Annotated in this window: 24 protein-coding genes; 20 read left to right on the forward strand and 4 right to left on the reverse strand. The window is 64.8% G+C overall.

Translation table 11 applies throughout. From position 1 onward, the window contains the following. Positions 1-281 precede the first annotated feature (281 nt). From A9K66_RS09675 to leuC, 3 genes are all read left to right on the forward strand, one after another. Positions 282-1,094, forward strand: coding sequence for an amino acid ABC transporter permease (locus A9K66_RS09675; protein WP_067322913.1), 813 nt, complete (start codon positions 282-284; stop codon positions 1,092-1,094). 57 nt (positions 1,095-1,151) lie between these two features. Beyond that, positions 1,152-1,787, forward strand: a complete 636-nt coding sequence (locus tag A9K66_RS09680; protein WP_067322917.1) for a class I SAM-dependent methyltransferase — start codon at positions 1,152-1,154, stop codon at positions 1,785-1,787. A 280-nt stretch (positions 1,788-2,067) separates the two neighbouring features. Continuing rightward, positions 2,068-3,477 (forward strand): 3-isopropylmalate dehydratase large subunit, encoded by a 1,410-nt coding sequence (leuC, locus tag A9K66_RS09685; RefSeq protein ID WP_066991840.1) that lies wholly within the window; start codon positions 2,068-2,070, stop codon positions 3,475-3,477. 60 nt (positions 3,478-3,537) lie between these two features. Here the strand turns inward: leuC and A9K66_RS09690 are convergent, their stop codons facing one another. Then, a complete protein-coding gene (locus tag A9K66_RS09690) occupies positions 3,538-3,852 on the reverse strand; it encodes a hypothetical protein (protein WP_066991843.1) in 315 nt (104 codons plus the stop codon). A 126-nt stretch (positions 3,853-3,978) separates the two neighbouring features. Here A9K66_RS09690 and A9K66_RS09695 point away from each other — a divergent pair, with 126 nt between their 5' ends. Beyond that, the gene (locus A9K66_RS09695; protein ID WP_067322920.1) at positions 3,979-5,172 is read left to right on the forward strand and encodes a GGDEF domain-containing protein; all 1,194 of its coding nucleotides are present in this window, start codon (positions 3,979-3,981) and stop codon (positions 5,170-5,172) included. A 140-nt stretch (positions 5,173-5,312) separates the two neighbouring features. Beyond that, on the forward strand, positions 5,313-6,491 hold the full coding sequence (locus A9K66_RS09700; protein ID WP_245307478.1) for a GGDEF domain-containing protein: 1,179 nt from the start codon (positions 5,313-5,315) through the stop codon (positions 6,489-6,491). Here A9K66_RS09700 and A9K66_RS09705 read toward each other — a convergent pair. Then, positions 6,475-6,828 (reverse strand): hypothetical protein, encoded by a 354-nt coding sequence (locus tag A9K66_RS09705; protein ID WP_067322927.1) that lies wholly within the window; start codon positions 6,826-6,828, stop codon positions 6,475-6,477. The genes A9K66_RS09700 and A9K66_RS09705 overlap by 17 nt on opposite strands. Positions 6,829-7,293: 465 nt before the next feature. Here A9K66_RS09705 and A9K66_RS31615 point away from each other — a divergent pair, with 465 nt between their 5' ends. The 7 genes from A9K66_RS31615 to A9K66_RS09740 all read left to right on the forward strand — a co-directional run bounded on the left by A9K66_RS31615 (position 7,294) and on the right by A9K66_RS09740 (position 12,560). Next, on the forward strand, positions 7,294-7,539 hold the full coding sequence (locus tag A9K66_RS31615) for a hypothetical protein (protein ID WP_336618886.1): 246 nt from the start codon (positions 7,294-7,296) through the stop codon (positions 7,537-7,539). 223 nt (positions 7,540-7,762) lie between these two features. After that, positions 7,763-8,185, forward strand: coding sequence for a succinate dehydrogenase, cytochrome b556 subunit (sdhC, locus tag A9K66_RS09715; protein ID WP_067322933.1), 423 nt, complete (start codon positions 7,763-7,765; stop codon positions 8,183-8,185). Continuing rightward, on the forward strand, positions 8,185-8,580 hold the full coding sequence (gene sdhD / locus A9K66_RS09720; protein ID WP_066991857.1) for a succinate dehydrogenase, hydrophobic membrane anchor protein: 396 nt from the start codon (positions 8,185-8,187) through the stop codon (positions 8,578-8,580). The genes sdhC and sdhD overlap by 1 nt, the downstream gene beginning before the upstream one ends. Positions 8,581-8,584: 4 nt before the next feature. Continuing rightward, positions 8,585-10,420, forward strand: a complete 1,836-nt coding sequence (sdhA, locus tag A9K66_RS09725) for a succinate dehydrogenase flavoprotein subunit (RefSeq protein WP_067322936.1) — start codon at positions 8,585-8,587, stop codon at positions 10,418-10,420. Between the two features lies 1 nt (position 10,421). After that, complete coding sequence (locus A9K66_RS09730; RefSeq protein WP_067322940.1) at positions 10,422-10,856, forward strand: DUF3052 family protein; 435 nt, start codon at positions 10,422-10,424, stop codon at positions 10,854-10,856. Continuing rightward, positions 10,856-11,635: a succinate dehydrogenase iron-sulfur subunit gene (locus A9K66_RS09735; protein WP_066991866.1), complete on the forward strand. Its 780-nt coding sequence runs from the start codon at positions 10,856-10,858 to the stop codon at positions 11,633-11,635. The genes A9K66_RS09730 and A9K66_RS09735 overlap by 1 nt, the downstream gene beginning before the upstream one ends. Positions 11,636-11,930: 295 nt before the next feature. Continuing rightward, positions 11,931-12,560, forward strand: coding sequence for a DUF480 domain-containing protein (locus A9K66_RS09740; protein ID WP_067322943.1), 630 nt, complete (start codon positions 11,931-11,933; stop codon positions 12,558-12,560). A 208-nt stretch (positions 12,561-12,768) separates the two neighbouring features. Here the strand turns inward: A9K66_RS09740 and A9K66_RS09745 are convergent, their stop codons facing one another. After that, positions 12,769-13,194, reverse strand: a complete 426-nt coding sequence (locus tag A9K66_RS09745; protein ID WP_067322946.1) for an OsmC family protein — start codon at positions 13,192-13,194, stop codon at positions 12,769-12,771. 205 nt (positions 13,195-13,399) lie between these two features. Between A9K66_RS09745 and A9K66_RS09750 the strand changes: the two genes are divergently transcribed. The 3 genes from A9K66_RS09750 (at position 13,400) to A9K66_RS09760 (ending at position 14,606) form a co-directional block, all read left to right on the forward strand. After that, positions 13,400-13,618: a hypothetical protein gene (locus A9K66_RS09750; RefSeq protein WP_067322949.1), complete on the forward strand. Its 219-nt coding sequence runs from the start codon at positions 13,400-13,402 to the stop codon at positions 13,616-13,618. Between the two features lie 2 nt (positions 13,619-13,620). After that, positions 13,621-13,977 (forward strand): YciI family protein, encoded by a 357-nt coding sequence (locus tag A9K66_RS09755; protein ID WP_067322951.1) that lies wholly within the window; start codon positions 13,621-13,623, stop codon positions 13,975-13,977. A gap of 98 nt (positions 13,978-14,075) precedes the next feature. Next, on the forward strand, positions 14,076-14,606 hold the full coding sequence (locus tag A9K66_RS09760; protein WP_067322954.1) for a hypothetical protein: 531 nt from the start codon (positions 14,076-14,078) through the stop codon (positions 14,604-14,606). Positions 14,607-14,877: 271 nt separating this feature from the next. Here the strand turns inward: A9K66_RS09760 and A9K66_RS09765 are convergent, their stop codons facing one another. Beyond that, positions 14,878-16,140: a ubiquinone biosynthesis hydroxylase gene (locus A9K66_RS09765; RefSeq protein WP_067322955.1), complete on the reverse strand. Its 1,263-nt coding sequence runs from the start codon at positions 16,138-16,140 to the stop codon at positions 14,878-14,880. 107 nt (positions 16,141-16,247) lie between these two features. Between A9K66_RS09765 and tesB the strand changes: the two genes are divergently transcribed. The 5 genes from tesB to A9K66_RS09790 all read left to right on the forward strand — a co-directional run bounded on the left by tesB (position 16,248) and on the right by A9K66_RS09790 (position 22,519). Then, on the forward strand, positions 16,248-17,111 hold the full coding sequence (tesB, locus tag A9K66_RS09770; RefSeq protein ID WP_067322958.1) for an acyl-CoA thioesterase II: 864 nt from the start codon (positions 16,248-16,250) through the stop codon (positions 17,109-17,111). A 248-nt stretch (positions 17,112-17,359) separates the two neighbouring features. Continuing rightward, positions 17,360-17,698, forward strand: a complete 339-nt coding sequence (locus tag A9K66_RS09775) for a P-II family nitrogen regulator (RefSeq protein ID WP_066998360.1) — start codon at positions 17,360-17,362, stop codon at positions 17,696-17,698. A 196-nt stretch (positions 17,699-17,894) separates the two neighbouring features. Then, the gene (locus A9K66_RS09780) at positions 17,895-19,076 is read left to right on the forward strand and encodes an ammonium transporter (protein WP_245307480.1); all 1,182 of its coding nucleotides are present in this window, start codon (positions 17,895-17,897) and stop codon (positions 19,074-19,076) included. 294 nt (positions 19,077-19,370) lie between these two features. Next, entirely contained in the window at positions 19,371-19,646 is a 276-nt protein-coding gene (locus A9K66_RS09785) for a hypothetical protein (protein WP_066998346.1), read from the forward strand. Between the two features lie 212 nt (positions 19,647-19,858). Continuing rightward, complete coding sequence (locus A9K66_RS09790) at positions 19,859-22,519, forward strand: DNA translocase FtsK (protein ID WP_067322965.1); 2,661 nt, start codon at positions 19,859-19,861, stop codon at positions 22,517-22,519. Positions 22,520-22,588 lie beyond the last annotated feature (69 nt).

Here is a 22,588-nt window from a genome sequence, read left to right on the forward strand (position 1 = left end):
ACATCTTGGCTGCCCATCCCCTCGACAAACCAATCGCCAGCAAGATGCGCAGGGCCAACTGGAGCAAAGACTTCTTCTATGAACTCTTTACTCATATGCGATAGCCCTGCCCGCAAGGGGGGAGATTGGCTGTCGCCTTCGCTTTCGCAAATCGCCGACGTTGCAAGAAGAGCGCCGGCGACAAAGCTGCTGATCTTCCGTCCTGCGGGGGAGATGCCCGGCAGCGCAGAGGGGGCTGTGCCGGAACGCGGCCTTCGCAACGATGCTGGCGGCACATCCTGATGACCGCCACGACGTCCACCGCCAAATCCGAATTCCCCTGGTGGCTGGCCGCAGCGGCCGTCCTGGCGCTCGCCGCGGCGCTGGCCATCGCCGCCAGCGACCTTTACGCTGAGGTCTTCGCCACCGTCGCCAAGGGCATCGGCATCACCGTCTTCGTCACCGTGGTCGGCTTCGCGCTGGCCTCGGCGCTTGGACTCGGCATCGCGCTGATGGCCTTGTCGGGGTCGCAATGGCTGCGCCAGATCGCGCGCTTCTATGTCGAGATCATCCGCGGCGTGCCGATCCTGGTGCTGCTGTTCTGGATCGCTTTTGCCGGGGCGCCGGCATTCGTCGCGGCGTGGAACGGGCTGACGGCGCCGCTGCAGAGCGCCGGCTTGATCGGCGAGCTCCTGGTGCGCGACATCTCGCTTCTGTGGCGCGCCATCATGGCGCTGACTATCGGCTATTCGGCCTTCATCTCGGAAGTGTTCCGGGCCGGCATCCTGTCGGTCGAGAAGGGTCAGATCGAGGCCGCAAAGGCGCTTGGGCTGACGCGTGTGCAGCGCTTCCGGCTGATTGTCTTTCCGCAGGCGATCCGCACCATCCTGCCGCCGCTCGGCAATGATTTCGTCGCCATGGTCAAGGACTCCTCGCTGGTCTCGGTGCTGGGTGTCGCCGACATCACCCAGATCGGCAAGGTCTATGCCGCCGGCTCGTTCCGCTTCTTCGAGACCTATTCGATCGTCGCCTATATCTATCTGATCTTGACGGTCGGCCTGTCGCTGGCGCTGCGGGCGCTCGAGAAACGGCTGCGACGGCAGCATGAGCAATAGCCCCCGGGCCAAGAGCGCGCTACGCTTCCTGGGTTGGTAACGTCCAGGAGCTGACCCATGAATTTCGACAAGGCCAATGCGGCGCTGGATTCCGTCTATTCGGCCGAGACGCCGGAGGCGCTCGCCAAGGCCTATGCCGAATGGGCGGCGACCTATGACGGCGAGACCGCCTCGCTCGGCTATCTGCTGCCCTTCCTTATCACCGCCTGGGTGGCGCGGCATGTGCCGGCGGGCGAAGGCCCGCTGCTCGACGCCGGCTGCGGCACCGGCCTGTCCGGGCCGTCATTGAAAGCGCTGGGCTATGGCGACATCGCCGGTCTCGACCTTTCAGACGACATGCTGAAGATCGCAGGCAGCCGCAATGCCTATGGCGAGCTGAAGAAGGCGATGCTCGGCGGTCCGCTGCCCTGGCCCGACAGTCATTTCCGCGCCTTCTTCTCGACCGGCGTATTCACCATCGGCCACGCGCCGGCCGAGGGCCTGCACGAACTCGTGCGCATCACGAAGAGCGGCGGCCACGCCATCTTCACAGTGCGCGACCAGGTTTTTGAGAGCGGTGGCTTCCAAGCGGTGTTCGACGATCTCAGGCAGGCAAGGAGATGGCGGCTGGCCGAGGAAAGTCCGTGGTTTCGCTGCTATGCGATCGGCGACCCGCACGCGCTGGTGAAGACTTTCGTATTCGAGGTGCTGTGAGCGCGGCTTCCCCTTCTCCCACAAGGGGAGAAGGCAAAGCTACCGCAATTGCCGAAAAGCCAAAACGTTGATATGAGCAGCGCCATGGAAGAGCTTTTCAGCGATCCGGCCTATAAGGGTTTCGTGCTGCAGGACAGGAAGCGCCTGCCGTCGCGATTTGCCGCGCGCGTCTGCGGCGCGCTCACCAGCCGACTTAGCTGAGGCGACCGATCCGGTCGCTTCGCCGGTCAGAAGCCCCGGCGCCAGCTTTTGCCATTCTCATATCGACGGATTTACGCACATGAGCGCACCGCGCACCCTCTACGACAAGATATTCGACGACCATGTCGTCGACCGCCAGGACGACGGCACCTGCCTGCTCTATATCGACCGCCACCTCGTCCACGAGGTCACCAGCCCGCAGGCCTTCGAAGGCCTGCGCATGAGCGGCCGAGACGTTCGCCATCCTGAGAAGACGCTCGCCGTGGTCGACCACAACGTGCCGACCTCGCCCGAGCGCAAGTTCGGCATCAAGAACGAGGAAAGCCGCATCCAGGTCGAGGCGCTGGCCAAGAATGCCAAGGATTTCGGCATCGAATATTATTCGGAGAACGACGTCCGCCAGGGCATCGTCCACATCATCGGGCCGGAGCAAGGCTTCACGCTGCCCGGCATGACCATTGTCTGCGGCGACAGCCACACCTCCACGCACGGTGCGTTCGGCGCGCTGGCGCACGGCATCGGCACTTCGGAAGTCGAGCATGTGCTGGCGACGCAAACTTTGATCCAGCGCAAGGCCAAGAACATGCTGGTGCGCGTTGACGGCCAGCTTCCGGAAGGCGTCACCGCCAAGGACATCATCCTCGCCATCATCGGCGAGATCGGCACCGCCGGCGGCACCGGCTACGTCATCGAATATGCCGGCGAGGCGATCCGCTCGCTGTCGATGGAAGGCCGCATGACGATCTGCAACATGTCGATCGAAGGCGGTGCGCGCGCCGGCCTGATCGCGCCGGACGAGACCACCTTCGCCTATGTGAAGGACAAGCCGCGCGCGCCGAAGGGTGCCGCCTGGGACGCCGCGCTTGCCTACTGGAAGACGCTGCATTCCGACGAAGGTGCGCATTTCGACAAGGTGGTCGTGCTCGATGCGCAAAAACTGCCGCCGATCGTCTCCTGGGGCTCCTCGCCCGAGGATGTCGTCTCGGTGCAGGGTTTCGTGCCGAATCCGGCCGACATCGCCGACGAGAACAAGCGTTCCTCGAAGCTGCGCGCGCTCGACTATATGGGGCTGACGCCCGGAACCAAGATCACCGACATCACGCTCGACCGCGTCTTCATCGGGTCCTGCACCAATGGCCGCATCGAGGACCTGCGCGCCGCCGCCAAGGTGGTCGAGGGCAAAAAGGTCAATCCGCGCGTGAACGCCATGATCGTGCCGGGCTCCGGCCTGGTGAAGGAGCAAGCCGAAGCCGAAGGGCTCGACAAGATCTTCGTCGCCGCGGGCTTCGACTGGCGCGAGCCCGGCTGCTCGATGTGCCTGGCGATGAACGACGACCGGCTGAAGCCACATGAGCGCTGCGCCTCGACCTCGAACCGCAATTTCGAGGGCCGGCAGGGTTTTAAGGGCCGCACCCATCTGGTCTCGCCGGCCATGGCGGCGGCGGCGGCAATCGCCGGCCATTTCGTCGATATCCGCGACTGGAAGTAACGGCCTGCCGCGGACGCGATCAAAGGCCCGGAGCGCACCGCGATCCGGGCCTTTTGTCGGTCAGCGGTCGCCGAGCCGGATAATCTCGTGGAACTCCTCACGTCGGCCAGGCTCGTCGGCAGCGACGATCAGCGCCAGTTGCTGCTCGTCGAAAATCTTGAACCACTCGTCCCACTCGACCAGCTCGTAGCCGCCGGCGTTGGGAGGCCGCTCCGGGCGGTCGTCGTCCTCATAGGCGTTCTGGCCAAAAACCAGGCGCAGCATGGGTTGCGTGCCGGCCTCGGGCGAAATGTCGACAATGGCCGGAAATCCGGCGCGCGCCGCCGCCCAGGAACGGATCGCATCGTGCTCGGTCAGGGTGATTGTACCGGCCATAGGCGTTCTCCTGTTTTGTGTTGAGAACGCCGGCCTCCCGGAGCTGTTCCGTGCCGTCGCTTAACCGCTTGTTTGTGCTTCCGGACTAGCATCTCCCCCTGGGTAACTTGGGGAAGTCACGGTCCGTTGGACACCGGTCTGCTCATAGCGCTGCTCAATCCGACGATAGCGCTGGCGCTCGGCGCTGCGTTCCTCGTGCTGTGGTTCTATCAGCGCCATCGTCCGTATCTGGCGGTGCTGGCGGCGAGCTACTGCCTGTCGGCGTCGGGTTTCCTGCTGCAATATTTCACGCTGCCGCTCGGCATCGTGGCGACCAAGCTGATCTCCAACATATGTTTCACGATAGCCGCCTGCTGCCTTTCCGGCGCGATCATCGCCCGCTACGGCCGGCGCGTGCCCTATTTCGGCATCGGCCTCATGGCCGGCGGCGGGCTCGCCGCCTTCGCATGGTTCATGTTCGTCGAGCCGGATCTTACCTGGCGCGTGCTCAGCATGAATTTCGGCTTCGGCGGCCTGAGCCTGCTCGTCGCCGCCGAGCTCAGGACAGTGCGCAACAATGGCCCTGAGAAAATCCTGGTCGCGCTGGCCCTGCTTTCCGCGCTGAATTTCACCGCCCGTACCCTGATCGTCGTCATCGCGCATGGACCGTTCCCAAGCTATGACGGCTTCTACGGCTCGTCCTACTGGACGACGGCGCTGCTCTCGCACGCGCTTTTGTCGCTTCTGATCGCGCTCTGCCTGTTCACGGCGGCCGCCCTCGACGTGCTGAAGGCACTGAAGGCCGAGACGCACACCGACCCGTTGTCCGGTCTTCTCAACCGCCGCGGCTTCGAAGACCGGGCAGCACTGCTGCTCGATCAATGCGCCAAGGCCGGGTTTCCCGTCGCGCTGGTGCTTGCCGACCTCGATCACTTCAAGGCGCTCAATGACCAGCACGGACATGAGGCGGGCGACCGAGTGATTGCCGACTTCGCTGCCAAGCTGCGCTTTGCCACGGGCGCGCGCGGGGCTGCGGGCCGCATCGGCGGCGAAGAGTTCGCCGTGCTCCTGCCGCTCAGCGATCTCGCCGCGGCGCGCCTTTTCGCCGAAGCGATCCGCACTTTCTATTCGGCCGGGGCCGTCGACGGCCTGCCGCCCGGCACCAGGGTGACAGCGAGCTTCGGCGTTGCGGCCCGCAGCGGCGCGGAAGGGCTGGCGCCGCTGATGCGGCGCGCCGACGAGGCGCTCTACAAGGCCAAGAGGAATGGCCGCGACAGCGTCCGCCTTTCCTACGAGCGCCCCGAAACCGCCTTCGTGCCCGAAGCGGTGAGCGTCGGCTGATAATCGCAGGCTCCAGAGCACCTGACAACAGCCAACATCACTGCCCGAAGGCGACGGACGTTAACGTGTTTTTCGCCCGTCGATGGTTTTCTGCCCGGGGGGCTTCGAAGGGAACATGGGGCAGCGCTGATTTCATCCTGGTGATCAATCTGCTCGTCGCCGGGCTGTTGGCCGCGACCTTCGCGGCGATCGCCGTCCACGACGTCGGGCGTGTGTCGGCGCGCTGGCTGGCTTTCGGCTATTTGCTCGGCATGGCCTATTTTGCCATCGAGTTCAGTATCCCCGCTTTTGCCGATGCCCGGCTGCCGGTTGTCATGGCCTTCGCTGTCTTCCTCGGCGCAACCATCGCTTTCAACGGCGGGCTTGCCCACAAATATGGCGTGACGCCGCCCTGGGCGCCGATGCTGGTCTTCCTGGCCGTGGCCTCGGCCGCCGTCTATCTGGTGCAGGACCTGCCGCGATACTCGCTCACCCGCATGTTGGCCTATCAGCTTCCTTATGCGGCCATGCAGTGCACCGCGCTTGGCATCGTGCTGTCCTCCAGGCAGCGGCTCGAGCGGCTCGATCACCTCCTGATGCTCGTGCTCGCGGCAAGCGCCCTGCAGTTCGCATCAAAGCCTTTCATCGCCGGCGCGCTGGGCGGCTGGGGCGCCAATCCGCAATCCTATGTGCAGACGGGTTATGCACTGGTGTCGCAGTCGCTTGGCACCGTGTTCGGTCTGGCGCTGGCGCTGCTCGCGCTCGCCATCCTGGTGCGCGACGTGCTGGCCGAGGCGATGTCGAAATCGGAGACGGACACGCTGTCGCGGCTCCTCAACCGCGGCGGTTTCGAACGCCATGCCGAGCTGGCGTTGCGCGATGCGGTGCGCCGGGGCGCACCGGTGGCGCTGGTCATCGCCGACCTCGACCACTTCAAGAGGATCAACGACAGCTACGGCCATGCCTGCGGCGATCGTGTCATCGAGACCTTCGCGAGCTTGCTGCGCGAGGCGGCGGCCGAGCATCACGTCGCCGGCCGCATCGGCGGCGAGGAATTCGCCATCATCCTGCCCGGTACCAACCTCGCTGCCGCGCGATTGTTCGCGGAAGGCGCGCGCAGCGCCTTTGGCGGGTTGCCGATCGAAGGCCTGCCCGCCGATCATCGCTGCAGCGCGAGCTTCGGCGTCGCCGAGCTTGCCGTGGTCGAGGATTTTTCAGATCTGCTGCGGCGCGCCGACGAAGCGCTTTACGCAGCCAAGAATGCCGGCCGCGACTGCGTGCGCGTCTCGCTCGGGACCGCGCGCCGGCAATTCCCGGCGGCGGTCAGCGGCAGGGGCTGAGGTTGGGCATCTCGCCGTCGGAGAGCCCGTACATATAGGAACGGCCCTTGATGAAGACCGGCGGCTGGTAGCAGCCCGGGGCACCGGCAGCGTCGGAATCGTAGAGGACGTCGGGCTGGCCGGCGCCGGTGAAGTTCGAGAGCTGCTTGGCGTGCCTGCCCTCACCGACGATGATGCGCTTGTAGCCGGCGGCGCTGTCGATGACGAGATTGCCGAAGGAATCGGCATAGACGCGGTCGTGATGGCGCAGGCCGGCTTCGGCCGGCACAGCAATGGCGGTGGCAAGTGCGGCCAGCGTCGCGACCGCCAGGCCTGCCCGCACTGAATTCGAACGCATGTCGCTCTCCCTTGGACGGTGCGACCCTCGGGATCGCCCTGCAAACGTCGTGCGAATCGGAAATTAACCCTTTCTTAACCTTTGTTAAGGGGCAGACAGGCTTCAGGAGGGGAACTTAATGAACATGGTTAATTTCGGCGCCTTGGCTCCACTCCGTCCATCGCCCCGCCCCGGCCCAGGCGAGCTTGATCTTGGCGCATTGCGTGGCTAGCGTGCCGCGCACGAAAGGGGCAGCACATGATGTTTGGCCGTGCGATTTGGGTGTCGCTCGTTGTTCCGCTGCTTCTTGCGGCTGCGGCCTGTATGCCGCAGGACGGCGTGCCGAAGGCGGCGAATACTTTATCGCCAACAGTCTCGCCCGTTCCAACCAGCCAACCCGTCGCTCCCGGGGCCGGAGCTGCCGCAGCGCCCAAGACATCGGCAACAGCTTCGCCACCCGCAACCAAAATCACCACCGACTTGACCATGCCGCGAGCCGGCGTCGGAACGGCCACCTACAGATGCGGCGATGGCGGCATGATCACCATCCAAAATCTCGGCTCTTCGCTGCGCGTGCTCGGGCCGGATGGCTCGGCCGAAGTGTTTCCAGCGTCGCCCGCCAATCAAACCAGCCGCTACCAGGAAGCGGCGACGCATGACGCAATCGTGATCGACGGTCGCGAGGCGCTGGTGATGAAGAAGGGGTCCACGCCGCAGAGCTGCAAAAGATAACGGATCTTATTGCACTGCAGCGACGTTGCGCCGGTTGCAGATCGGCCGCTAATCGATTGAAGCTGAATTTCCCCGTTTTGTCAGACTAAATGACGTTTCCAAAACGATTTTCCGGCTTTGACGCGGTGCAAAAAGCGCATTAGAAACCCGCTATCCGAGGCCCTATGTCGTGGCGGCAAAAGCCGCATCCTTCGCGGCTCAGGAACGCCGATCTGGGGGAGCCATGAGCAAATCACCAGCCACCCGCGCAATTGCCAGACGTGAACGGCCGCTTTCGCCGCACCTGACGATCTACAGGCCCCCGATCACGATGACGATGTCGATCATCCATCGCATCACCGGCGGCGCGCTCTATTTCGGCACGCTCCTGGTGGCGGCCTGGTTGATCGCTGCGTCGAGTTCGCAGGCTGCGTTCGACTGGGTCAACTGGGCCTTCGGCTCCTGGCTCGGCCGGCTGGTCCTGTTCGGCTACACCTGGGCGCTGATGCACCACATGCTGGGCGGGTTGCGCCATCTCGTCTGGGACACCGGCGCCGGGCTCGAAAAACACACCGCCTCGAGGATCGCATGGGCAACGCTCGCCGGCTCGATCGTGCTGACGCTATTGATCTGGATCGCGGGCTACATGGCGCGGGGGGCACTCTGATGACCGCAAAGAATTCGGACATGCGCACGCCGCTCGGGAAGGTTCGCGGCCTTGGTTCGGCGCGTGAGGGTACCGGCCATTTCTGGCGCCAGCGGTTGACGGCGGTGGCCAATATCCCGCTCATCCTGTTCTTCGTCGGCTTTCTGATCGCCCTCAACGGCCACGGCTATGCTGAAGTGCGGGCGTCGCTCGCGAACCCCTTCGTGGCGCTGGTGCTGTCGTTGGTGCTGATTTCCGCGCTCTACCACATGCGGATCGGCATGCAGGTCATCATCGAGGACTATGTGCATGGCGAGGGCATGAAGCTGGCGCTGATCGCCCTCAACACATTCTTCTCAATAGCAGTCGGCGTCGCCTCGCTCTTCGCTCTGCTCAAACTCGCATTCGGAGGCTGACGTCTTGGCCAGCGCAAACACAGCCAGCACGGCTTCGGCCTACACCTTTGTCGATCACAAATTCGATGTGGTGATCGTCGGCGCCGGCGGCGCCGGGTTGCGCGCCACGCTCGGCATGGCCGAGCAGGGGCTGCGCACCGCCTGCATCACCAAGGTGTTTCCGACACGTTCGCACACGGTCGCGGCGCAAGGCGGCATCGCCGCCTCGCTCTCCAACATGGGCCCAGATTCCTGGCAGTGGCACATGTACGACACGGTCAAGGGCTCAGACTGGCTGGGCGACGTCGACGCCATGGAATACATGGTGCGCGAGGCGCCGGCCGCCGTCTATGAGCTCGAGCATTACGGCGTGCCATTCTCGCGCACCGAAGAGGGCAAGATCTATCAGCGGCCGTTCGGCGGCCACATGATGAATTATGGCGACGGCCCGCCGGTTCAGCGCACCTGCGCCGCCGCCGACCGCACCGGGCACGCCATCCTGCATACGCTCTACGGCCAGTCGCTGAAGAACAACGCGCAGTTCTTCATCGAGTATTTCGCGCTCGACCTGATCATGGAGCCGGGCGGCACATGCACCGGCGTGGTGGCGTGGAACCTCGACGACGGCACCATCCACCGCTTCTCGGCAAAGATGGTGGTGCTGGCGACCGGCGGCTATGGCCGCGCCTATTTCTCCGCCACCTCGGCGCATACCTGCACCGGCGACGGCGGCGGCATGGCCGCGCGGGCCGGGCTGCCGCTGCAGGACATGGAGTTCGTGCAGTTCCATCCGACCGGCATCTACGGCGCCGGCTGCCTGATCACCGAAGGCGCGCGCGGCGAGGGCGGCTATCTCGTCAATTCCGAGGGTGAGCGCTTCATGGAGCGCTACGCGCCGTCGGCCAAGGACCTCGCCTCGCGCGACGTGGTCTCGCGCTGCATGACGCTGGAGATCCGCGAGGGCCGCGGCGTCGGCAAGAACAAGGACCACATCTTCCTGCATCTCGACCATCTCGATCCGGCGGTGCTGCACGAGCGGCTGCCGGGCATCTCGGAATCGGCCAAGATCTTCGCCGGCGTCGACCTGACCAAGGAGCCGATCCCGGTGCTGCCGACGGTCCACTACAATATGGGCGGCGTGCCGACCAATTATTGGGGCGAGGCGCTCAACCCGAGCTTCGACAACCCCGACCGCGTGTCGCCCGGCCTGATGGCGGTGGGCGAGGCCGGCTGCGCCTCCGTGCATGGCGCCAACCGGCTCGGCTCCAACTCGCTGATCGATCTCGTCGTGTTCGGCCGCGCGGCCGCAATCCGCGCCGGCCAGGTGATCGATCGCAAGTCGGCGATTCCGTCGCCCAATCAGGAATCGATCGACAAGATCATGGACCGCTTCGACAAGCTGCGCCACGCCAGCGGCTCGACCCCGACCGCGGCGCTGCGCGAAAAGATGCAGCGGGCGATGCAGGAAGACGCAGCGGTGTTCCGCACGCAGGAATCGCTGGAAAATGGCTGCAAGCGCGTTTCGCAGATCTGGAGCGAGCTCAAGGACGTCAAGGTCTTCGACCGCTCGATGATCTGGAACTCGGACCTGGTCGAGACGCTGGAGCTCGAAAACCTGATGGTCAATGCCATCGCCACGGTCTACGGCGCCGAGGCGCGCAAGGAGAGCCGCGGCGCGCATGCGCGAGAGGATTTCTCGGCGCGCGACGACGCCAACTGGCGCAAGCACACGCTGGCCCACGTCGGCGAGGACGGCAAGGTGACGCTTTCCTACCGCCCGGTGCACACCGACCCGCTGCTGGCGGAAAAGGATGGCGGCATCAGCCTGGCCAAGATCGCGCCAAAGGCCAGGGTCTACTGACATGGCATTGGCGGCCGCGGGATATTCCGGCACGCCCCTTCCGGCCAAGCTCGGCCTGAAGGACGGCATGGTCGCCGCCTTCATCGCGCTGCCGCCGGAGCTCGACGAGTTGGCTGGGGCCGTCGCGTTTGCCGGGGTCGACCGAGTGCCCAACTGGTCGGCGATCTCGGGCAACCGGAAATACGATGCCGTGCACGCTTTCACCCGGCAGCGCGCCGAGATCGAGGACGGCCTGGCCGGCATCGAGACGGCGATCAAGCGCGACGGCATGGTCTGGGTCTCCTGGCCGAAGAAGGCTTCGAACGTGCCGACCGACGTCACCGAGGACGTCATCCGCGCCGAGGCGCTCAAGCGCGACCTTGTCGACGTCAAGGTCGCGGCCCTCAACGAAATCTGGTCCGGGCTGAAGCTCGTCATCCGAAAGGACCGCAGGTAATGGTCGAACTCACGCTTCCCAAGAATTCGAAAGTCCAGCAGGGCAAGACCTGGCCGAAGCCGGAGGGCGCCACCAATCTGCGCGAATACCGCATCTACCGCTGGTCGCCGGACGACGACGAGAATCCGCGCATGGACACTTATTTCGTCGACATGGACGATTGCGGGCCGATGGTGCTCGACGCGCTGCTGTGGATCAAGAACAAGATCGACCCGACGTTGACGCTGCGCCGCTCCTGCCGCGAAGGCATTTGCGGGTCCTGCGCCATGAACATCGACGGCTCGAACACGCTCGCCTGCACCAAGGGCGCCGAAGACATTTCCGGCGCGGTGAAGATCTATCCGCTGCCGCATATGCCGGTGATCAAGGACCTCGTGCCCGACCTCACCAACTTCTATGCCCAGCATGCCTCGATCGAGCCCTGGCTGAAGACGGTCTCGCCGACGCCCGCCAAGGAATGGCTGCAAAGCCATGAAGACCGCGAGAAGCTCGATGGGCTCTATGAGTGCATCCTGTGCGCCTGCTGCTCGACCTCGTGCCCGAGCTACTGGTGGAACGGCGAGCGCTATCTCGGCCCGGCAACGCTGCTGCAGGCCTATCGCTGGCTGATCGATTCCCGCGATGAGGCGACCGGCGAGCGGCTCGACAATCTCGAGGATCCGTTCCGGCTCTATCGCTGTCACACCATCATGAACTGCGCGCAAACTTGCCCGAAGGGGCTCAATCCGGCGAAGGCGATCGCGGAGATCAAGAAGATGATGGTGGAGCGGCGCGTCTAGAGTTTAGCGGCTCAAGTTCGTACGCAGCGATTCTTCGCGCCCCCCTCTGGCCTGCCGGCCATCTCCCTCACGGGTGGGGAGATTGGCTGTCATCGCGGCTTTCGCCAATCGCCAACGTTGAAGGATGAGCGCCGTCGGCGAAGCTGCTGATCTCCCCCCAAGTGGGGGAGATGTCCGGCAGGACAGAGGGGGGCGCTGTCCCGCCGACGTTCCGAAGGTTCTGCCTTGTCGCGGCGATCCGATTTCTGTCAAAATCGGTACCCGGAGAACCGACCTTATCGAAAAGCCAACCCCAATGACCGATCTCCCCGTCCTCTCTTCCGTCGAAGCCCGCGTGCTCGGCTCGCTGATCGAGAAGAAGGAGCTGACGCCGGACGTCTATCCGCTGACGCTGAACGGTGCGCATGCCGCGGCAAACCAGAAGACGGCGCGCGAGCCGGTGATGGCGCTGGAGCTGACCGACGTTAGGCGCGCGCTCAGCTCGCTCGAACAGAAGGGTCTGGTGCGCCAGGCTTTTGCTTCGCGCGTCGAGCGTTACGAGCATCTGATGGCGCAGCGCTTTTCGCTGACCACGCCGCAGATCGCGATCGTCGGTCTGCTGCTTCTGCGCGGCGCGCAGACGGCGCATGAGCTGCTCGCCCGTTCTGAGCGCATGGCACGCTTCGGGTCGATCGAAGAGCTTCGCGATAATCTCGACCTCCTCATCGGCCGCCGGCCACCGCTCATTCTGCTGCTCGAACGTGCGCCCGGGCAGCGCGAGGAGCGGTATGTGCATTTGCTCAGCGGTCCGGTGGAAGCATCAGCGGCGGCAGCGCCATGGGAACCGCCGCAATCCTCCGACGCTTCCGATCTCGAAGCGCGGGTGCGGGCTCTGGAGGAAGAGGTTGCTTCGTTGCGGGCGAAGATCGAGGCGCTGGGCGGCTAGCGTGAGATGATGGCGGGACAGCGCCCCCCCTCTGTCCTGCCGGACATCTCCCCCACAAGGGGGAGATTGGCAGTTCCAGCGCTTCGCTCGTTCATGCGGCGTCGGTGACTGGCCAAAGCCGGCGCGATAGCCGATCTCCCCCCTCGTGGGGGAGATGCCCGGCAGGGCAAAGGGGGGCGCGAAGGATCGCTGCCCCGCGCAGCCTACGTCAGCCCAGCCTGGCGTCCAGCGAGACTTTGATGGCGCCGAGCGCCTTTGAGACCGGGCACTCGGCCTTGGCCTTCTCGGCCAGTTCCTGGAACTTTGCCGCATCGATGCCCGGGACCTTGCCGACCATGGTGATGGCGCTGCCGATTATGCCGGTGCCGGGCACCAGTGTCACAACAGCCTTGGAGTCGAGCGCGGTGGCCGGGGTGCCGTTCTCGGCGAGGAAATGCGACAGCTGCATGGCGTAGCATCCGGCATGGGCGGCGGCGATCAGCTCTTCCGGATTGGTGCCGGATTTGCCGCTCTCATCCTCGAAGCGCGCCTTGAAGGAATAGGGTATGCCCTTCAGAGTCCCGCTCTGCGTCTCCAGCGTGCCTTTGCCCTCTTTAAGATTGCCTTTCCAGACGGCGTTTGCGGTGCGGTCCATGAAGTCCTCCTGGCTTGTCGGGGTTCGCGCCGGCGGGCGCCGGCGTTCCGCTGAACTATAGCGCGAGCGCGCCGGAAGACCATGGCACGATTGGGTCGACGCCCGCGAAAAAATTCTCAAAAAAAGCGCGTGCAGAATGTCGACTTCCCGGCGGCCGGACCGTCCTGGGGGCGGCCACGAAGTTCGGGGCCGAAGGAGGTTGAAGATGGACAATCTGTTTTTCGCACTTTGGAGGCGCCCCGGCGGAAGGGTGCAGCGACCGGAAGAGTTCTGGCTGGATCCCCCGGCCTTCGGCCTCGGCCGGCTGGCGGCGGCCGTGGCCATAATCGGGATTGCGGCATGCCTGCTCGATCATGCGGCGGCCAGAAGCAAGGCTGACAGCATCGCGGTCGCCTCCTATGGTTCATCGCAGGAAGGGAACTGACAATGAAATATGTCCTGCTGGTCTACGGCGAGGAAAAGGACCTCTTCGCGCTCACGCCGGAACGATCCGCCAAGCTCGACGCCGATTCGCTCGCCTATGACAGGGAACTCGATCGACAAGGCAAGCTGATCATCGCGCAGGCGCTGCAGCCGGTGAAGATGTCGAAGTCGCTCAGGCGTCGCAAGGGCAAGCGGCTGGTTACCGACGGGCCGTTCGCCGAGACGAAAGAACAGCTGCTCGGCTTCGTCATGATCGAGGCCGCGGATCTCGACGAGGCGATGGCGATCGCAGACGGCATTCCGCTGGCCGAGCTCGGCACCGTCGAGGTCAGGGCTGTCTACGACATACCGGGGTCATGACCCGGAGCTATTAGCGGTTTGTTCATCGCCGCAATTGTCGCGAGTTGAAGCGATGCTGTACTTCTTCTATCGTTGCCGCAGTTTCGGGGGAATTCGGCATGCCTTTTCTGCTCGCTATGCTTGGCCTGCTCGGCGTGGCGGCCATCTGGTGGTACCGGCTGAAGGCGATGAACGAGGCGGCCAGCGAGGTCGCCGACGTTATCGGCCGCGTGCAGGGCAATATCCGCCGCAAGAAGCTGCGCAAACAGGCGGCACTTTCGCCGCTGACGGCGATCGACGATCCGGTCGTGGCCGCCGCGACGCTGATCACCGCGATCGTTTCGGAACATGGCCCGATCCTGCCGCAGCGCGAAGCCGTCATCCGTGAGGTGATCGCGCAGATTGCCGACAACCCTAAGAAAACCGACGAGGCCGTCGTCTACGCCAAATGGGCGGCCGCGCAGGTCGACGACACCACGATCGTCATCGACAAGCTGGCGCCGTTCCTGCGCGAGCGCCTCGAGCCGCACGAACGGGACGATCTGCTCAGCATGCTGAACCGGGTGGCACAGGGCGGCGAGCAACGCCTGCGGATCGCCGACCAGCGGATGGTGAGGCTGCGGCAGAAGCTGGGTTTTGAGGTCAATTAAGCTGAAGCAGTGGCGGCCGGATCGCCTACCTTCGTGATTGGCCGAAACGCCTCTCGCATCCTCATTATATGGCGGAGCAAGGAGCGAAGCGGCGCGGCGCAGACCATAGAATCCATTCCCTTACCTATAAGCGTTGCAGCGGTGCAGAATTCTGCTCGGCGGCATTCTTCGACCAAGGTCACGGCATGGATCCTCGGGTCTTCGCGTCCGCTTCGCTCCCGCTCCCGCCGTGGATGACGACGTCGCGTAGGCACCGGCCAATTGCTAGGCGCTAGATCGCTTCGCCCTTCAATAGCCGCGGCGTGTCGCCTGACAGGCCAGACGCCTGGCGGATGAAGAAGTCCTTGAGCTTCGGCATGCGCTCGACGAGGCCGAGGCCGATGTCGCGCACGGCGCGCAGCGGGCCGATGTCGTTGGAAAACAGGCGGTTCAGCACGTCGGTGGTGACGCCCATCTGCAGCGTGTCGAAGCGGCGCCATTGCTGGTAGCGCTCGAGCACGTCGAGCGCGCCGATGTCCTGGCCGAGCCGGTCAGCCTCGACCACCACTTCGGCAAGTGCTGCGACATCCTTGAAGCCGAGATTGAGGCCCTGACCGGCGATCGGATGGATGCCGTGCGCCGCATCGCCGGCGAGCGCGATGCGCGGTGCGACGAAGGCGCGCGCAAGGATCAGGCCGAGCGGCCAGGCGCGCGGCTTGTCGGCGACTCGTATCTCGCCGAGCTTCAGCCCAAAGCGCTGCTCCAGCTCATGCTCGAAGACGAACTCGTCGCCCTCGACCAGCTTCTGCGCGTCTTCCGTGCGCTCAACCCAGACGATCGAGGAGCGATTGGTGCCGTCCTCCTCAGGCTTCAGCGGCAAGGTGGCGAAGGGGCCGGCGGGCAAAAAATGTTCCTCGGCGCGGCCATTGTGCGGGCGCTCATGCGCGACCGTGCAGACGATGCCGGACTGGCCGTATTCCCATTTTACCGTCCTGATGCCGGCCATGTCGCGCAGCTTCGAATTGACGCCGTCAGCGGCGACCAGGAGGCAGGCCTTAAGCGCGGCGCCGTCGGCCAGATGCACGGTGATGCCGGCGCCGTTCGTGTCGAAGGCGCTGACAGCCATGCCTTCGATGACGTCGATGCCGAGTTTTTCGGCGCGGCAGCGCAGCGCGCCGTTGAGGACCCGGTTGGCCACCATATGGGCGAAGGGTTCGCCGGGCGCCACCTCGCCGTCGAAGGTCAAAAACACCGGGCGCACCGGATCGGCGGCGCGCGAATCGGTGATGATCATCTCGGTGATAGCCTGCGCCTCGGGCGCGATCTCGTCCCAGACGCCGAGCTGCTCCAGCATGCGGCAGGCCGCGGCGGCGATCGCCGAGGCGCGGCCGTCCTTCTGCCAGACGCCGGCAGGTGCCGCATCGACAATGGCGACGGCAAGGCTCGGTCGCGCCTGCTTCAGCGACACGGCCGCGGCAAGGCCGACGTAACCGGCGCCCGCCACCAGCACGTCCACCGAGGTTTTGTCCGCTGCATCCGCCTTGCGGTCGACCATGGCACTTTCCTTTCGCGGCCTCCGGCCACCGCGGCGGCCGTTGCAGCTTGACTGCCCGGCTCTCCTGTCCGAAACCCGCCATGACACATCTTCAAGGGAGGTGGAACATGACGGCGGCCATGGACGAGCTTCTCGACATTCTCGACCTCGAGCAGCTCGAACACAACCTGTATCGTGGTCGCAGCCCCAAGCTCGACTGGCAGCGCGTGTTCGGCGGCCAGACGATCGCTCAGGCGCTGGTCGCCGCCCAGCGCACTGTCGAGCCCGGGCGCCATGTGCATTCGCTGCACGGCTATTTCATGCGGCCCGGCGACACCAAGGTTCCGATCGTCTATGAGGTCGACCGCATCCGCGACGGCGGCTCTTTCACCACGCGCCGGGTGGTGGCGATCCAGCATGGGCAGGCGATCTTCTCGCTGGAAGCCTCGTTCCAGCAGGACGAGGTCGGGCTGCAGCATCAGCTGCCGATGCCACGCAACGTGCCGGCGCCCGACACCCTTCTGTCGCAGCGCGAGCTGCTCGGCAAGTTCGGCGAAGCGGTGCCGGAAGGCATCAAGCGCTACTGGGAGCGCGACCGGCCGATCGAGATGAAGCCGGTAATGCTCAAGCACTATACCAGCCGCGAGAAGCTGGAGCCGGAGCAAAATATCTGGATCCGCACCACGGGCCCGGTGCCGGAAGACCGCGCCACGCAGGCGGCGGTTCTTGCCTATCTCTCCGACATGACGCTGCTCGACACCTCGACCTTCGCGCATGGCCGCGCCATCTTCGATCGCGACATCCAGGCGGCCAGCCTCGACCATGCCATGTGGTTCCACCGCAGTCATTCGCTGGACGACTGGATCCTCTACACGCAGGACAGCCCCTCCACGCAAGGCTCGCGCGGTTTCACCCGCGGATCGCTGTTCGCGCGCGACGGAACGCTGATCGCCTCGGTCGCGCAGGAAGGCCTCATCCGGCTGAAACGCTGAGCCGGCTTCGAGGCAAGCCTAGAAAGCAGGCATTTTCCAAATTTTGCCCATTTTTTAATCATGAGCCATTGCGGCCCTGCGCCCGTTTGTTGAGCAAGGGCTGCGGACCCCGTGTGTTTACAACAGGTTAATGCCCTGCTTCGGCAATTGGCACGGAGCTTGAATCCTGTCCTGCACTCTCCGGCTCTCCTCGGGATCGGTGAAGGTGTGCAAACGCGGGGGACCGCAACAGCAAAGGGTGAAACCTTATGAAAATCGTGATGGCAATCATCAAGCCGTTCAAGCTGGACGAGGTGCGCGAAGCGCTCACCGCCGTCGGCATCCAGGGCCTGACCGTCACCGAAGTCAAAGGCTACGGGCGTCAGAAGGGACATACGGAAATCTATCGCGGCGCCGAATACGCGGTCAGCTTCCTGCCCAAAATCAAGATCGAGGTCGCCGTCGGCGCCGACATGGTCGACAAGGCCGTCGAAGCCATCAGCTCCGCCGCCAAGACCGGCCAGATCGGCGACGGCAAGATCTTCGTCTTCGGCATCGACCAGGCGGTGCGCATCCGCACCGGCGAAACAGACACCGACGCGCTCTGAGCGGCGACCAGCTATTCCAACGGAGAGTTCAATGAATATTCCTTCCCCCTTGAAGACGACGGGACGCGCGGCCGCTGCGCTCGCTTTCGTAGCGTTCAGCACCGCCGCCGCCTTCGCGCAGGAGGCCGCCCCGGCAGCCACCGCCGCAGCGCCGGCCGCCCCGGCGCCCGCGCTCGACACCGGCAACACCGCCTGGATGCTGACCTCGACGGCGCTGGTGCTGATGATGACCATCCCGGGCCTGGCGCTGTTTTACGGCGGCATGGTGCGCAAGAAGAACGTGCTCGCCACCATCATGCAGAGCTTCGCCATCACCTGCCTGGTGACGGTGCTGTGGTTCATGTTCGGCTACTCGCTGGCCTTCTCCGACGGCGGCGGCATGAACAAGTTTATCGGCGGTGCCTCGAAATTCTTTCACCACGGCATCACCACTTCCTCGCTGTGGGCGCCCGGTGTGGCGAACATCCCTGAATTCGTCTTCTCGATGTTCCAGATGACCTTCGCCATCATCACCCCGGCGCTGATCGCCGGCGCCTTCGCCGAACGCTTGAAGTTCTCGGCGCTGCTCATCTTCATGGCGCTGTGGCTGCTGGTCGTCTACGCGCCGGTCGCGCACTGGGTATGGGGCGGCGGCTTCCTCGCCACCGCCGGGGTGCTCGATTTCGCCGGCGGCACGGTCGTCCATATCAATGCCGGTGTCGCGGGCCTGGTCTGCGCGCTCGTTCTCGGCAAGCGCGAGGGCTATGGCACCACCAACATGGCGCCGCACAACTTGGTCTATTCGGTGATCGGCGCCTCGCTGCTGTGGGTCGGCTGGTTCGGCTTCAATGCCGGTTCGGAACTGGCGGCCGACGGCCTCGCCGGCGCTGCGATGTTGAACACGCAGGTCGCCACCGCCGCGGCGGCGCTGGCCTGGATGTTCGCCGAATGGATCGTCGCCAAGAAGCCTTCGGTGCTCGGCATCATCTCGGGCGCTGTCGCGGGCCTTGTCGCGGTGACGCCTGCTTCCGGCTTCGTCAACCCGACCGGCGCCTTCTTCGTCGGCATCATCGCCGGCGTCGTCTGCTACCTGTCGGCGGTCAAGCTCAAGCACGCCATGGGCTATGACGATTCACTCGACGCCTTCGGCGTCCACGGCGTCGGCGGCATCGTCGGCGCACTGCTGACCGGTGTGCTCGCCGATCCGGCGATCAACAGCCTGTCGTCGGGCGCCTCGCTCGGCAAGCAGGCATACGGCGTCGCTGTCACCATCGTATGGACGGCGGTCGCCACCTTGGTGATCCTCTACATCGTCAAAGCGCTGGTCGGCCTGCGTCCGAGCACCCAGGAAGAGGTCGAGGGTCTCGACGTCACCCAGCACGGCGAAGTCGTGCCGTAAGGCCGACCCTGCCAGGGCCGGCGGATCCTTCTCCCGCCGGTCCTGACATCAAGGAAAGCCGCGGCGCGGCTTTCCCGATTTACTCCCAAGATCCCGTCGTGATGCTCTCGAAAGGGGCTCACGCCTTGAGGCCCGGAAGATCTTCCGGGCCTCCTTTTTTCTGGGATATGAGCATGGAGCGTTTCGATCACATTCACTTGATCGCGAATGTGTGAAACGTCCGCCCTTCCGGTTCCGTACTGGGATTGCGACCGCCATCGTGGTGTCGCCAAATATCAGGGAAGGAACCGACCAATGAACTGCAAGAACATCTTCCTGGGAGCAATGGCTCTGTCGATGGTCAGCGGTGTTGCACTTGCTGGCGCGCTCGACTCGCCTGACAACATGGCCCCGTTCTTCACCGATTCCAGCATGAAGACCATGAAGTCCGAGGCCGATTTCAAGGCCGCCTGGGCGACGACAGCAAAAGACAAGCAGGACGCGATGATGAAGGAGTGCCAGGACGCGGCGATGAGCAAGCCGCATGCCGAATTCTGCGCCAACCTGATGCAGTACGCCGGCCATAAGTGATTTGCGGCAGGTCGGGTCCTTACGGGCCTGACCGTTTCGTCTTTGCCAATGAGAGATGGCGGGCTTCATGGGCCCGCCATCTCCTTTCCGGGGAGCATCTCGGTAAAAGGCCATGGTTAATGCGCCCTTAACCTTCCCGCCGATAGTCTGGGAGACGAATCTCCCGGCATGCGTCACGCATCCGGCCAGGCATCGACACACGGGGAAGAGGCATGCGTTCAGGCGCTTCAGCACCGCTCGCGCTGACCGATACGGGGCACGGCATCCAGGCGTTCGCGCGGCGGCAGGTTGGGCGCCTGGTCGGCGCCGGGATGTTCGTGTTGACCGCTTTCGGCGTCGCCAGCCTCGCTACCTGGAACGTCGCCGATCCAAGCTTCTCGCACGCCACCAACAATCTCGTCACCAACGCCATGGGCTATGCGGGCGCGGTGTTTTCCGACCTTGCCATGCAGTTCTTCGGCCTTGCCGCCGTCGCCGGGCTGGTGCCGGCGGTGATCTGGGGCTTTCTGCTCTTCTCCGCCCGCGGCGTCGACAGGCTGGGCAAGCGCGGGCTTGCCTGGTTCGGCTTCGCGCTGCTTGCCGCGGCGATCGCCGGCTGCGTGACGCCGCCCAACACCTGGCCGCTGCCGACCGGTCTCGGCGGCGTGTTCGGCGATATGGTGCTGAAGATCCCGGGCATCGCCGTCGGCGGCTATCCGAAGGGCCTTTTCGCCACCATCATCGCCGCTGTGCTTGCCACGCCGGCGCTCTGGCTGTTCGCCTATGGCTCAGCGCTGATCGCGCGCGAGAACGGCTTTGCCGTCATGGAGCGCGCCGCCGAGCCGGAACCGCGCGAGCAGGACGATCTGCTCTTCGATGAGGATGAAGACGAGGGCGACGAAGGGATTCTTGCGCTCGGCGCCATCACCCATTGGTGGCTGTCGTTCCGTGCATGGATGCATCGGCGTGCCGCGCGCCGCAGGCAGGAGCGTGACGAGTTCGAGCCTCAGATTGAGCCGCGGGCCAGCGCCTGGCGCCGCGCCGCCGAACGGGTCGAATCGGCCGAGTACGCCGAATCCAGGATGAGCCCCGGCGGCCGCGCCCGCGTCGAGCCGGAATTCTTCGCCGCAATGGTCAACGACCGCAGCGCTTCGGTCGATCCGGTGGACGACAATGACTTCGACGACGAAGAGGCCGATCTCGACGACTTCGACGACGAAGAGCCGGTCCAGCGCCGCGCCAATGTGCGCAACTTCCGCTCGGACGCGGCGACGCGCGTGGAGGCGCCTGCGCCGCGCCCGGTGCAAGGCGCACGCGTTCAGCGCGAGGCGCAGACCTCGCTCATCGGCTCCGGCACGTTCGAGATGCCGTCGCTGCATTTCCTGTCCGAACCGAAGAACGTGGCGAAAGACCCTAGCCTGTCGAAGGACGCGCTGGAGCAGAACGCAAGGCTGCTCGAAGGCGTGCTCGAGGATTTCGGCGTCAAGGGCGAGATCATCCATGTCCGCCCGGGCCCGGTCGTCACCCTCTATGAGCTGGAACCTGCGCCCGGCATCAAATCCTCGCGCGTCATCGGCCTTTCCGACGACATCGCCCGCTCGATGAGCGCGATCGCCTGCCGCGTCGCCGTCGTGCCCGGCCGCAACGCCATCGGCATCGAACTGCCGAATGCCAAGCGCGAGACAGTCTATCTGCGAGAGATCATGGCGAGCCGCGACTTTGAAACCACCAAGGCGAAGCTCGCCTTGGCGCTCGGCAAGACCATCAACGGCGAGGCGGTCATCGTCGACATCGCCAAGATGCCGCATGTGCTGGTCGCCGGCACCACCGGCTCGGGCAAGTCGGTCGCCATCAACACGATGATCCTGTCGCTGCTCTACCGGCTCACCCCGCAGGAATGCCGGCTGATCATGATCGATCCGAAGATGCTCGAGCTCTCGGTCTATGACGGCATCCCGCATCTGCTCACGCCCGTCGTCACCGATCCGAAGAAGGCCGTGGTGGCGCTGAAATGGACGGTGCGCGAGATGGAAGACCGCTACCGCAAGATGTCCAAGGTCGGCGTGCGCAATATCGACGGCTTCAACGCTCGCGTCAGCCAGGCCGAGAAGAAGGGTGAGAAAATCTCGCGCACCGTGCAGACCGGCTTCGACCGCCAGACGGGCGAGGCGATCTACGAGACGGAGGATCTCGACCTCGAGCCGATGCCCTATATCGTCGTCATCATCGACGAAATGGCCGACCTGATGATGGTGGCCGGCAAGGACATCGAAGGCGCGGTGCAGCGCCTGGCGCAGATGGCGCGCGCCGCCGGCATCCATGTCATCATGGCGACGCAGCGCCCGTCGGTCGACGTCATCACCGGCACCATCAAGGCCAATTTCCCCACCCGCATCTCATTCCAGGTAACGTCGAAGATCGACAGCCGCACCATCCTGGGCGAGCAGGGCGCCGAGCAGCTGCTCGGCATGGGCGACATGCTCTACATGGCGGGCGGCGGCCGCATCCAGCGTGTCCACGGTCCCTTCGTCTCGGACGACGAGGTCGAACGGATCGTCGGCCATCTCAAACTGCAGGGCGTGCCGGAGTATCTCGACGCCATCACCGAGGATGACGAGGAAGACGATGAGGACGGCGCCTCGGGCCGGGGCGGTTCCGGCGGCGGCGGTGGGGGCGGCAATTTCGAGGATTCCGACGATCCCTACGATCAGGCGGTGGCCGTGGTGCTGCGCGACGGCAAGGCCTCGACCAGCTACATCCAGCGCCGGCTGGGCATCGGCTACAACCGCGCGGCGTCAATCATCGAAAAGATGGAGAAGGAAGGCATCGTCGGCCCGGCCAACCACGCCGGCAAACGCGAGATTCTCGTTCCCACCGAGGACGATAAGTTCTAGAGCGGCGACGTCCACGGGAGGCGGCCGGCAACTTTGAACCCTCTGGCGCGTTGATGCGACCAAGCGCCG

Origin of the sequence: Mesorhizobium sp. AA23, assembly GCF_001672435.1 — a bacterium.
Taxonomy (GTDB): Bacteria; Pseudomonadota; Alphaproteobacteria; order Rhizobiales; family Rhizobiaceae; genus Mesorhizobium.